This window comes from Gracilibacillus sp. JCM 18966 (assembly GCF_055392695.1).
In genome coordinates, this window is the sequence record NZ_AP043883.1 from 340,796 (window position 1) to 353,394 (window position 12,599).

The window sequence follows — 12,599 nt, forward strand, 5'->3', positions numbered from 1 at the left end:
GTTTATTCTTAAAGCTTTAGATAATATATTAACCATTACTACCCGACACCTTTTTAACTGGAAATATGCTCTTATCTTTGGAATAACTAAATTTATTAAACACCGGCTTTAAAACGATCATGGTCAAATAAGCTGAAACACTAACCATAAAAAATAAGAATAAAGCGGGAAAAACGATGAGAATGTTGGAATAAAAAATCACACTGAAATTTAAGACAAATAAGGAAAATAGAACAAATGATACTACCGGATGCCCTAAAGCAATAAATACGGAAAGCTTTAAATGGTTAATAAAAGTTCCTTTAAAGTAAGAAAAGACGGGCAGGACATATAATGAGACAATAAATGTCAATACGGCAATTACCAATACAGGCACTCTAATTACCATAGACAAATTATTGAGGGAATGAATGGCTAATGAAATAAAACAGACATTGAGCGTTGTTACAAAATATCCGTAACCATTAGCTTTTATGAAATTCTCCACAAAATAGGTTAGGAAGGAGGACCATACAACCTTGTTATTGTTCTGTGTTAAATCTCTACAAACCATTAGTAAAGCAACTGTCGCAGGGAAAAAACCGAATAAGATAAACCCAGCCAATGTTAGTAGAATCCACATGATATTCATCAAGGAGATTTTAGCAGTCCACTCCATTAACTTATACACCACATACACCTACTTTCATTACAGAGGAATTAATCTTAACTTTTAATTCCAGAAAAATTTGCACCTTCAATGAAGTATTTTTGTAAATACATGAAAATAAGGATAATTGGTAGAATGATCACAATAGTTGCCGCCATCATAGGTCCATAAGCAGTTTGTTTGTCGAAGGTAAATGCCTGCAATCCGATTTGTACGGTATAAAGCGATCTATCATTTAAAACAATTAAAGGCCAAAGGAAACTATTCCAGCCTGCCTGGAAGGTAAAAATTCCAAGTGTAGCAAGAGCTGGCTTTGTTAACGGTAGATATAGATTCCAGTAGATCCTGAATTCACTGCAACCATCAATTCTAGCAGACTCCATATATTCATCTGGCAATGTTTTAAAAAACTGCCTCATAAAAAAGACGGCAAATGAACCCGCTGCACCTGGGAGGATAACCGCCCAAAAGTTATTTAATAAGCCGTGTCCACCTTGACCAAGAATATTGTTTCCACCCATTAAGGGTATGTGATTTAATACGATATACTGTGGGATCATCACAACAACTCCTGGTATCATCATTGCTGCGAGCAGAATAGCAAATATTACCTTTCTCCCTTTAAATTTTAACTTGGCAAAAGCATAGCCACTCATCGAACCAAATAATAGATTAAAAAACACCCCCATGACAGCAAGATAAAGGGAATTAATCAGATAACGCCCAAATGGAACTGCTTCGAATGCTTCGATATAATGATCAAAGGTGATGATCGAAGGGAGCCACTGCAAAGGAATGCGGAATATTTCATCATTGGGTTTAATGGATGTTAATAAGCTCCAAATAAATGGCATTACCATAATGACGGTAATGGCTGAACCTAGGATATAAAACAGTAGCTTCTTAAGATTTTCTCTTCTCCTCAATTCTTTCCCCTCCTTCTAGTAATCATTACTTTGATTAATTTTAAAGTTAATAGCAGTAAAGATTAATATTGCCAATGTAAGTACTAGCGCCTGAGCCGAAGCATAACCCATCTGCAATTGCTCAAATCCAGTGGTATATATGTGATAAACAATTGTCTTGGTTGAATTTGCCGGCCCACCTTGAGTTAATACATATGCCTGATCAAATATTTGTAAAGCACCGATAATCGTCATCGTACTTATCAGCAATGTCGTTGGCCTCAACATGGGGATAGTGATATAAATCAATTGCTTAAATGCTGATGCACCATCAATTTTGGCCGCTTCATACAGCTGTGCAGGGATTCCTTTAATCCCAGCCATATAAATAATCATGTTTCCACCTACCCCTAGCCAGAGAGTTACCCCTATAACGGATGCCATTGCCGGTCCTGACTCAGATAGCCATGCTGGTCCCGAAATACCGACATAACTTAGAATTTGATTAATTAAACCAAACTCAGAATTCAAGAGCCACAACCAAACGATCGATGCTGCAACAGCAGAAGTTACAGTCGGCATATAGAAGGCAAGTCTGAAAAAAGTCACTCCACGATAGGGCTGTGTTACTAAAACTGCTAACAATAAAGAAATAATAACCATCAACGGTACATAAAAAAAAGCTAGTAGACCGACATTACGAAATGTCTGCCAAAGAATACTGTCATCTATTAATCTTTTAAAATTTTCAATGCCTACCCAATTCATTTGACTGATAATATCGTATTCCATAAAGCTTAGAACTATCGCCATCCCGATTGGTATCACCATAAAAATGATAAAAAGGATCAAAGCAGGAGCAATTAGAATATACGCAGCTCGAGACTGATAGCGGTTAAAGGAGCTTTTTCTAGGAATAGAGTCAATGGAGAGTACATTTTCATGGACTCTATATTGCTTATTCAGCTTCATTTTCTTCTAGCATCCTATCTCCCGCTTCTTGGGCTTTTTCCAAAGTTTCTTCTGCGGATTGCTCCTTTAAAACGAATTTCTCTAAATTCGGAATTAAGGCATCCACCTCTGCAACAGGATAACCGGGGTGCTGAGGACGAATCGTTGCAAATTCTAACGTATCAACAAATGGCTTCCAGAACGGATCGTCTTGGAAAAACGGGTCTTCCAGCGCAACTTTATTACCAGGGAGGTTCAAACTTGTTTTTCCCCATTCTAACGCAATCTCAGGATCTGCTAACCACCATTTGATAAACTCCCATGCAGCCTCTTTCTTCTCTGAGGCTTCCGTTATCGCTAGACCGTAACCACCCATTACCGCACCTTTGTCGCCATCCGGTCCAGCAGGTGGTGGAACAACCCCGTAATTTAATTGATCAGAATATTGATTGTAAGTTTGCACATCCCACGGCCCGGTATAATGCATCGAAACTTTTCCTGTAATAAATGGGTGCTGTGCACCTTCTAGCCCTTTATCAAATCCTGGCTTATATACTCCATCTTCATAGATTAATTGATTCCAAAAATTTAATACTTCTAGACCATCTTCACTATTGTAGGCAGTAGCTGATAAATCTTCTGTCATCATCTGTCCGCCCGCTTGTTGTAACCACATACTGAACAAGCCTAAATCCATTAAAGAAAAACCTGCCCGTTCAAGATCATTTCCATCTTTTATCGTTAACTTTTTTGCAACTTCCCGTAATTCATCCCAATTGGTAGGAGGCTCTAAACCAGCCTCTTCAAAATGATCTTTATTATAGAAAAGTGCTCTTGCATCAACTGTAAGGGGAAGGCCATATAACTTATCACCATAACTCAGTTCCTTTAAAGCTTCGTCGTAAAAGTCACCATCTGAAACACTGTCTTCGTCCATAAAATCATTAATTGGATGTAGTACACCCTTTGGTGCATAAAGAGCTGTTCTCCATCGATCCCAGATCATGACGTCAGGAACTTGACCTGAAGTGATACCTGTCATAAATTTAGTGATTAAATCCTCCTGAATAACGTACTCTACTTCGATGCGATCTTGTGATTCGTTAAACATTTCCACCATGTGATTGATTTGTTCTTCACCATCCCCTGTCCAATCTCCCCAAAAGGTAAGCTTTACTTCTTCATCTGAACCACTATTTCCATCAGAGCTCGCATCGTTATCACTACTACATCCCACTATTACTAGACTGATCAGCAAACCTAACAGCAACATACAAATAAAACGACTCTTATTCATCTCAGCACCTCTTTTTTAATCAATCATTTTTTAGAGATTTTTCAATATAGTCCAATATAAATTCACAGTACATGGAATTCGCCCATGAAAACCACTTGCGCGTAAACTTTGTTGGATCATCTACATGGAAGCCTTCATGCATATAGCCAGTATTAGCATCCGTATTTTCAAAGAGTGTCAAGATTTCATTTTTTTCTTCCATAGATTTAGCAGTAAGACCTTGTATAGCTAGTGCTATATGCCAAACATATTGGTCGGGTGTATGCGGACTGCCGATTCCTTTGGCATATTTCCCGTGGTAATAGTAAGGATTATCTTCACTTAAAATAAAGGCTCTCGTATTTTGGTAAATTTCGTCTTCTCTATTGCCATAGCCCAGATAAGGGATGGACAATAAACTTGGGACATTTGCATCATCCATTAGATTATAATTGCCATACCCATCCGTTTCGTATGCATATATCGTTCCATATACTGGATGTTCTACGATCCCATATTTTTCTATCCCAGCTTGTATTTCTTGCTTAAGTTTATGGACATGTTCGATTAATTGGTGCTCATGATAGACTTTACTTAGAATCTCTTCCATATATCCTAGAACCACACTTGCGAACATATTAGAAGGTATTAAATATCCATAAATACATGCATCATCACTTGGACGAAATCCAGACCAGGTCATTCCCGTATATTGAACTGGATGCCCAAGACCTTCTCTAATTAGAGTATCCGATGGGGGACAGTCTGGTCGTTGAAAGCGATAAGAAGATTTTTCCTCGTGATACTGTTCTGTTTGCCATACAGTGATAATTTTTTGCATTGCTTCAAGAAAGTTCTTATCAAAGTGATAAACACTACCAGTTTCTTTCCAAAATAAATAGGATAACTGGATAGGGTAGCATAGTGAATCAATTTCATATTTCCGTTCCCAGACCCAATCTGACATATCAGTTATATCACTTTGTTGCCCAGCGCCTGAAGCTTCTTTATTGAATGCATTCGCATAAGGATCAAGATTAATATAATCAATCTGCCTTTTAATCACTCCCTCGATGATAGAGGCGAGCAGTGGATCCTTTTTGGCAAGCGTTAAATACGGTTTGATTTGTGCGGTAGAATCTCTTAGCCACATTGCAGGTATATCTCCAGTGATAATAAAAACAGAATTGTCTTCAAGCTGTTCGACCGTTGTTAATAAAGTATTTTTAAAACAGTTGCAAAATATCTCTCCTAGCTTAGGGCGATTTCTAAAATATGCTCTTACTTGATCCATCTTCTTAATCATGGATTCTGGAATGGTTATTTGAGATTGATTCATCCTTTCATTCACCTCCCCCCTTTGCAAAAGCGCTTACAAATAATATAATTGATATACTAATGATATGTCAATAGAAATTTAATATTACATGTATATATCATTTAAAGAAAAATAAAAAAATAGAGCCACCTATTAATTAAGGGCAGCTCCTATCTGTTACCTTTCATGATAGCTTATTCTGCTTTTTCGATGAAACCTCTGCTGTAGAATCTCCAACTACCAGACTGGCATCCAGTAACAAACGCTTTGGAGTTTCTTCTTGCTCCTCTTTACTTTTCAGCTTCAATAAAAGATCAAATACTTTTTGGCCCATTTTTTCCTGGTCCTGAGATAAATAAGTTAAATGAAAATCCCCTATTCGACGCGGAGGACTATCAAAACAAATAATAGAAATGTCCTCTGGTACTCTCATTCCTAATTCCTTTACCGCTTTCTTTGCCATCAGAGCAATATAATATTCTGCCGCAAATAAGGCTGTAATATAAGGAAATTTCACCAAATGGTCTTTTATCTTTTTAATATCTTGAGTAAAATTAGGCGGTCTAAATGCATTGGGCAGTGTGGAAGTTATATTATTCAACCATAAGTTACGGTCAACCATAACCCCTTTCTCCGCATGTGCCTGGACAAAACCCTCAATTCGATCCTCTAATGCTGTTGTATCTGTTGGCGGTGGAGTGAGGAGAGCTATATGCTTATGCCCCAGTTCCAAAAGGTGCTCAGTCCCTTTTTTCGCTGCTGCAACATTGTCAGTACTAACGGATGCAGTGGAAATACCTTTCAAATGGCGATCAACCAGAACAAGTGGAAATTTTTTAATTACTAATTTTAATATTTCCTCACTAAAATACTCAGCTTGAGATGGGAAAACAATAAGTCCATCGACTCCTAATTCCACTAATTCTTTGATTGCTCTTTCTTCCAATTCTGGTTTTCCGAAGGACCTTCTAAGGATTAAAAAACTCGAATGCTTTGTTGAGCATTTCTCCAGTGACGAAATTAATTCGGTACCATAGCTATCATCAAAATCGGTTATCACTAAACCGAACAGTAAAGCAGTCTGTTCACCTTTTTGGTTATTCACCTTCAATTTATGATTAAATCCTGAAGCCCGTTTGACAAAAGAACCTCTACCAGGCTGTCTTGTAATCAAATCATCTCCAGCTAATAATTCAAGTGCTTTTTTAGTTGTAATGCGACTAACACCATATTGCTGTGATAATTCCTTCTCTGACGGCACTCGATCCCCTTCTTTGTAAACTCCTGAAACAATATCTTTTTTAATATTTTCATACAAAACCTTATACAATGGCTTCGACAACCGAAACACCTACTTTCCTACCAGTAAAACCTTACTTGTTGTTATATCATGTTATATCATATATGTAAAGAATCTTCATCTCATACCTCTTTGCCTTTAAACTACTTTTTCTGTCTTTGGTTTAATATTCCACGATATCCTTAAAAGAATGGCAATGACTAATTTTAATTCCCTATTAAAATCTTAAGAATTTCAATTAAATAGAATATGACAATATATATTGACATAATTTTATTAAGGAATACAGTTTCTCAGAAAAGAGGAGGTATAACATCATATCTAAGCGCTTACAGTTTATGGTGCATGTGTTGATTTCACACAAAATGACAATTAAAGGAGAGTTATTATGGATAGAAACATTGGAAAAAAAGTGTTGTTAGCAGGATTACTTATTCTGCTTATTCTTTTTACAGCAGCTTGTTCAAATAGTGATTCCGATGCTGGTTCTACTGATAAGGAAAATGATCCCAAAAAAGCGAAAAATAATGAACTCACTATAACCTTCCGATCTGGTGGAAGTACCAACCAAGGTTTAATAAATTGGTTAAATGATATGGTTATCCCTAAATTCAATGAAGAAAATCCGGAGGTAAATGTTCAATTATCTCCTTTAGAAGTTAGTGAAGGCGATTATTTTGCTAAGGTTGCATTATTACTTCAGTCAGAGGATACAGCTCCAGATATTGTTACCGAAGACACTTTTATGGTCAATTCCGATGCCAGTGCTGGCTATCTTGAAGCACTTGATGATCGCATGGAGTCATGGGATGGCTGGGATAAAGTTACCGACACAGTCAAAAAAGGTGTTATAGCGGAGGATGGAAATATTTATGGTGTCCCCTATAATACAGACACTAGAGGACTCTGGTATAACAAGGAATTATTAGCAGACGCTGGCGTGTCCGTTCCATGGGAACCAAAAAACTGGGATGACATTATTAACGCGGCAAAGGCTGTCAAAGAAACATTCGGGGATGATGTTGTACCGATGTGGATGAATTCTGGTAAAGCTACTGGAGAAGCCACCTCGATGCAGACATTTGAGATGCTTTTATACGGAACAGATGATCCGCTATATGATTATGAAGAGGAAAAATGGATTGTCAAGAGTGATGGATTAGTCGATGCCTTTAAATTTATAGATACCATTTATGAAGAGGGGCTTGGACCTAATTTATCACAAGTTCTTAATGGCCAAGGTAGTAGTATTGCCTACCAGCAACTAATGCCAGAGGGAAAACTGGCAATTGGGCTGGACGGTATGTGGCAAACAGGTAACTGGCACGAAAATGGTTCTGCACCATGGCCAGAATTTGAAGATAAATTAGGTTTTGCCGCGATGCCTACTCAAGACGGGAATGATCCTGGAACTACTTCGATGTCTGGTGGCTGGGCGTTATCTATTCCGGCAAAATCAGACAATAAGGATTTGGCATGGGAGTTTATTAAAATGGCATCTACTCCAGAAATGAATTTGGAATTACAGCTAAATGATCGTAATATTTCACCATACAAAGAGGTAGCCGAAAATCCTAAATATCAAGAATTACCGTTTTTTGAAGAAGCAACCTCTTTCCTAGAAAATACCAACTTTCGACCTGCTGTTGATAAATATCCAAATGTTTCTACTGTCATTCAATCATTGGTAGAACAAGTAGTGACAGATGCCATTTCTCCTGAAGAAGCAGCAGAACAGTATAAAGTTCAAGTTACTGAAATCGTTGGTGCTGATAAGATTATGGAAAAATAATTCATTCCTAAGATCAGATATAATTTTCCAGTTGCCTCAAAATGGTTTCAACTAGCTTGGATAATCGTAAGCTTCCAAGTCTTTGCTTACATTTTTTACTATACTACTACTCTTCTAAAAATAAACAAAATGTGATCCGCGATAGATTGCCCTTATGGCTGATTGTTTCTACTCTTTGTTCACTTGTAGTTGTCAGGTGGTAAGCTATTGCAAGAATACATCATGGTAGTGCCTTTCTAGACAATTCTATATGTGAGGTGATCTTGTGAATACTGCGTCAAGGGCGATTACATTAAGATCGATATTTTTTTTATTACCATCATGGATACTTCTATTAATATTCTTTATCGGACCAATATTATTAACCTTCTATTTTTCATTCACTGACCTAGCCCTAACAGGGGCACAAGCACAACAAATGGCATTCGTCGGCTTTGATAACTTCATCGAAATGTTTCAGGATCCTAATTTTCGAATCAGTGTAACGAAGACCATTCTATTTTTGTTTATCTCTGCCATAATTGGACAGCAGGTTCTAGGATTTTTGCTGGCATATTTAATGAAAGAAAAAAACACGACATTCCGAAGAATTATTGGAATTGTCGTCATTGCGGGATGGGTAACACCAGAGATTGTCGTTGCATTCTGCTGGGTTGCTTTTCTAAACGATAGCGGTACACTGAATGCTATCCTGCAATCCTTTGGCCTTGAGACGATCACTTGGTTGTACACCTTCCCTCTTATAAGTGTATGTGTAGCAAATATTTGGCATGGAACTGCTTTTTCTATGTTAGTTTTCCAAGCATCGCTTGACGATGTACCTAAAACCATTGAAGAGGCAGCTATGATTGATGGAGCATCCAAATTCCAAATATTAATCCGAATTATCTTACCAACGATGAAGGGTTCGATTGTAACGAATATGATTCTAGTTACTTTGCAAACACTTGGTGTATTTACTCTAATTTATGCAATGACTGGAGGCGGACCAGGAACGTCAACTCAGACATTGCCAATCTTTATGTACAATCAGGCATTTGTCAATTACCAGCTTGGCTATGGTACTGCCATATCACTCGTCCTGTTACTTATTGGAGTAATAGCTAGCCTTTTTTATATTCGTTCAATGAAGGTTCAAATATAGGAAGGAGGTCAATTGTGAATCGATTTAAATTAGAAAAAAAACTCTCCTATATTGTATTGACGTTTATTGGTATTTTGTTTATTTTACCACTTTTGTGGGTACTCCTTGCTTCCATTGATGCAAATGCAAAACAGGCGTTAACGATACCTTCTGAATTTACGCTAGATAACTTTACGGCTATTTTATCTGATCCAGCAACTATTCGTTCCTTTATTATTGGGTTATTTATATCTCTAGGCCAATCTATTCTTGTAGTTGCAGTGGGGGGCCTCGCAGCATACCCACTTTCACGATATGCACTTAAATATAAAAAACCTTTTATGTTGACGATTTTATTCATGACTTCATTACCTATTACCGCTGTTATGGTGCCAGTTTATCAATTATTTATGTTCTTAAATTTACAAGATTCCTTGGTCGCTACTACGTTGTTTTTAACAGCTTCTGGATTGCCCTATGGAATATGGATGCTAAAGAACTTTATGGATGCTGTCCCTCTAGAATTGGAGGAATCAGCTTGGGTCGATGGAGCTTCTATTTGGACCTGTCTTAGAAAAGTAGTTGCCCCTTTAATGATTCCAGGAATTTGTACTGTTGGAATTTTCACCTTTTCGATGAGCTGGGGAAACTTTTTTGTACCTTATATTTTAATTCAATCACCCGATAAGTTTCCGGCATCTGTTACCATTTATCAATTCTTCGGGACTTACGGAATGGTCGAATATGGAAAGCTAGCTGCATTTTCATTACTTTATACGATGCCAGCTGTTATTCTTTATTTATTTTCACAAAAATTCATGTCACAAGGTTTTAGCTTCGGCGGTGCAACGAAAGGATAAAGTTATTGGAGAGAATGAAATGTATTTTAGCGAAAAACATAATCAAGGAGTTGAAGTATGACTGCACTTTATCAGCAAGTATATCGTTCCATAAAACATGATATATTAAACGGAAAATTCAAACCAGGAGACCGAATTCCATCTGAAAAAGATCTAGCAGAGCAGTTTCAAGTAAGCAGAATTACAAGTAAAAAAGCAATTGAAAAACTGATGATAGAGGGTTTAGTTTATCGACAACGTGGGAAAGGTACCTTTGTTTCAGATAAAGACAAACATTCTCCTGATCATAAAAAACCAAGCAAAAAACCTTTGTTTGGACTAATTATGACAAGTCTTGATGCAAGTTTTGGTAATGAATTAGTTACCTCCCTATTGCAAGGACCTGAGGAATCACACAACTTTATTCTTAGAGTTTCTTTAGGTATTCCTGAAAACGAAAAAAGAATAATTCAAGAATTAAGAGAGCTAGGTATTGATGGCATTGCCATAGCACCTGCACATTCTGAGCATTACAATTCCGAAATATTAAAGATGGTTGTCAATAAATTTCCACTTGTTCTTATTGACAGGTCTATTAAAGGGATCGGTGTCACAACTGTCTCAACAGATAACGAAGCAGCAGCTCAAATGGGAGTTAATTACCTATTTCAACTAGGGCATGAACACATTGCGATTCTCATGCCCTCTAATTATAAGACTACTTCTATTGAAGACCGAATAACCGGAATTGTTCAAGCTTACGCAGAAAATAATCTGATTGTGGACAGACAATTATGGTACTCGGAAATCCACAGCACTCTCCCCTATCCACTTTCAGCGAAATCCGAAGATGTGGAAAGAATAAAACATCACATTCAATGCCATCCAAAAATTACTGCCATTTTCGCTCTAGAATATAATATTGCTTTACTTGCTAAGAAAGCTGTGGAGGAGTTGTATTTGCAAGTCCCAAATGACATATCGATTATCTGCTTTGACAGTACGCCATTCAATGACATGGAAAGCAACTTCACTCATTTAAAACAAAATGAACAAAAGTTAGGCAAGATGACAACTAAACGACTGATCGATATGGTTAATGGAAATAGGAAAATTGAAAATGACTATATAGACGCTACTTTAATAAAAGGGATAACGACGAAAGCAATTGACAAGTAGATTAAAGGAACCACCACTCTTTAATCTATTCACAATTAGAGAGTGGTGCCAAATTGCTTAATTAATACCTGTTGCAGTAATTCCCTCTAACCTAAAAAAGATATCTCTTAGTTAATATACTTTCCATAATCTGGTTTCGCAATTTTATCAAAGTTCTTATCCAATTTATCTAAACTCTCTGTTAGTAATTCGCCGGAAAGTGGTGATCCATGACCAGTAAGGGCTATCGTTGGTTTTAGAGAAGCTAATTTGTGAACAGATTCCTTGGCTGCTTTCCAATCTGTTGTTAAATATCTTGGTGGACCACTAATTTCTTTATCTTGTGTTAAGACCTTAAAAAGATTTTCTTGTTTTACCGTAATAAATGCATCTCCTGCAATCAAGACCCTATCACTTTCCCTAAAAAAGGAAACATGACCAGGTGAATGACCAGGAGTATAGATCCATTTGAATTCTGGCATAGATGGTATAGATCCATCAGTAGGTAATGGCATTACATTCTTCCCTAAGTTAATGGCTTCATTAGGAAAGAATGGAGACATTTTAGCAACCATTCCTCCTTCAACAGTTGGGTCTGGTTCTGGATAACTCTTTTGGCCAATTAAATAAGGAATCTCATTCTCGTGTGCATAGACTGGAACCTTCCAATGTTCGACTAACTCTATAATGGCACCAACATGATCAAAATGACCATGGGTTAATATAATAGCCTTTGGTCTACTATTTACACCAAACCGTTCTTCTGTTACAGAGATAATCTTTTCTGCTGAACCTGGCATCCCCGCATCAACGAGCACAAAATCATTAGTGTCCGGCTTCCCTACTAAGAAAATATTCACTATTTGTATCGTGTAATGAAAAATATCAGGTAAAACCTCCATCCCCATACCACTTCCAACCGAAGTAACGGGAATGTACTTATAATCACTACCGTAATTCATTTGACTGTCCACAGATATTGCCTCCTTTTAATCAAATTCATTCTTAGCGTTCCCCAGAAATTATTTAAAAATTACCAAAAATGTTATATGCTTAACATTCAAAGTGATGTAGCTTAACAGCCAATTCGACTAGAGATTTTTGGTGTAACTTTACTTTTATTGGAGGAACTATTATGTATTTATTACTATCAATTTTTTTGTGCACAATATTGGGAATTTCGTTATTTTTCATTCCACCCTATATAGGAATCATCCTTAGCTTTGGAATTGTTATTGGTTCTCTATTTCGGGCACTTTATATTCTGAATGATATTCATAAGAGAATA

11 protein-coding genes are annotated in these 12,599 nt (G+C 37.0%); 4 read left to right on the forward strand and 7 right to left on the reverse strand.

Going from position 1 to position 12,599, the window contains the following annotated elements:
* Positions 1-28: 28 nt before the first annotated feature.
* The 6 genes from ACZ5N5_RS01480 to ACZ5N5_RS01505 form a co-directional block, all read right to left on the reverse strand.
* Positions 29-631, reverse strand: a complete 603-nt coding sequence (locus ACZ5N5_RS01480) for a YesL family protein (protein WP_464373118.1) — start codon at positions 629-631, stop codon at positions 29-31.
* 74 nt (positions 632-705) lie between these two features.
* The gene (locus ACZ5N5_RS01485) at positions 706-1,575 is read right to left on the reverse strand and encodes a carbohydrate ABC transporter permease (protein ID WP_464373119.1); all 870 of its coding nucleotides are present in this window, start codon (positions 1,573-1,575) and stop codon (positions 706-708) included.
* A 15-nt stretch (positions 1,576-1,590) separates the two neighbouring features.
* On the reverse strand, positions 1,591-2,526 hold the full coding sequence (locus ACZ5N5_RS01490) for a carbohydrate ABC transporter permease (protein WP_464373120.1): 936 nt from the start codon (positions 2,524-2,526) through the stop codon (positions 1,591-1,593).
* Entirely contained in the window at positions 2,513-3,802 is a 1,290-nt protein-coding gene (locus tag ACZ5N5_RS01495; protein WP_464373121.1) for an ABC transporter substrate-binding protein, read from the reverse strand. The genes ACZ5N5_RS01490 and ACZ5N5_RS01495 overlap by 14 nt, the downstream gene beginning before the upstream one ends.
* A gap of 19 nt (positions 3,803-3,821) precedes the next feature.
* Entirely contained in the window at positions 3,822-5,120 is a 1,299-nt protein-coding gene (locus tag ACZ5N5_RS01500; protein ID WP_464373122.1) for a glycoside hydrolase family 125 protein, read from the reverse strand.
* A gap of 163 nt (positions 5,121-5,283) precedes the next feature.
* The gene (locus ACZ5N5_RS01505) at positions 5,284-6,450 is read right to left on the reverse strand and encodes a GntR family transcriptional regulator (protein WP_464373123.1); all 1,167 of its coding nucleotides are present in this window, start codon (positions 6,448-6,450) and stop codon (positions 5,284-5,286) included.
* 337 nt (positions 6,451-6,787) lie between these two features.
* Here ACZ5N5_RS01505 and ACZ5N5_RS01510 point away from each other — a divergent pair, with 337 nt between their 5' ends.
* From ACZ5N5_RS01510 to ACZ5N5_RS01525, 4 genes are all read left to right on the forward strand, one after another.
* On the forward strand, positions 6,788-8,191 hold the full coding sequence (locus ACZ5N5_RS01510) for an extracellular solute-binding protein (RefSeq protein ID WP_464373124.1): 1,404 nt from the start codon (positions 6,788-6,790) through the stop codon (positions 8,189-8,191).
* 265 nt (positions 8,192-8,456) lie between these two features.
* Positions 8,457-9,335, forward strand: a complete 879-nt coding sequence (locus tag ACZ5N5_RS01515; RefSeq protein ID WP_464373125.1) for a carbohydrate ABC transporter permease — start codon at positions 8,457-8,459, stop codon at positions 9,333-9,335.
* A gap of 14 nt (positions 9,336-9,349) precedes the next feature.
* Positions 9,350-10,174 carry a carbohydrate ABC transporter permease gene (locus ACZ5N5_RS01520; protein ID WP_464373126.1) on the forward strand — a complete coding sequence of 275 codons (825 nt, stop codon included), beginning with the start codon at positions 9,350-9,352 and terminating at the stop codon, positions 10,172-10,174.
* Positions 10,175-10,231: 57 nt separating this feature from the next.
* Complete coding sequence (locus tag ACZ5N5_RS01525) at positions 10,232-11,332, forward strand: GntR family transcriptional regulator (protein WP_464373127.1); 1,101 nt, start codon at positions 10,232-10,234, stop codon at positions 11,330-11,332.
* A gap of 107 nt (positions 11,333-11,439) precedes the next feature.
* Here ACZ5N5_RS01525 and ACZ5N5_RS01530 read toward each other — a convergent pair whose 3' ends face one another.
* The gene (locus tag ACZ5N5_RS01530) at positions 11,440-12,285 is read right to left on the reverse strand and encodes an MBL fold metallo-hydrolase (RefSeq protein WP_464373128.1); all 846 of its coding nucleotides are present in this window, start codon (positions 12,283-12,285) and stop codon (positions 11,440-11,442) included.
* Between the last annotated feature and the right edge of the window lie 314 nt (positions 12,286-12,599).

Coding starts and splice junctions, on each gene's coding strand:
- ACZ5N5_RS01490 (WP_464373120.1), bottom strand. CDS start 2,526: ATGAAGCTGAATAAGCAATATAGAGTCCATGAAAATGTACTCTCCATT.
- ACZ5N5_RS01480 (WP_464373118.1), bottom strand. CDS start 631: ATGAATATCATGTGGATTCTACTAACATTGGCTGGGTTTATCTTATTC.
- ACZ5N5_RS01500 (WP_464373122.1), bottom strand. CDS start 5,120: ATGAATCAATCTCAAATAACCATTCCAGAATCCATGATTAAGAAGATG.
- ACZ5N5_RS01510 (WP_464373124.1), top strand. CDS start 6,788: ATGGATAGAAACATTGGAAAAAAAGTGTTGTTAGCAGGATTACTTATT.
- ACZ5N5_RS01495 (WP_464373121.1), bottom strand. CDS start 3,802: ATGAATAAGAGTCGTTTTATTTGTATGTTGCTGTTAGGTTTGCTGATC.
- ACZ5N5_RS01525 (WP_464373127.1), top strand. CDS start 10,232: ATGACTGCACTTTATCAGCAAGTATATCGTTCCATAAAACATGATATA.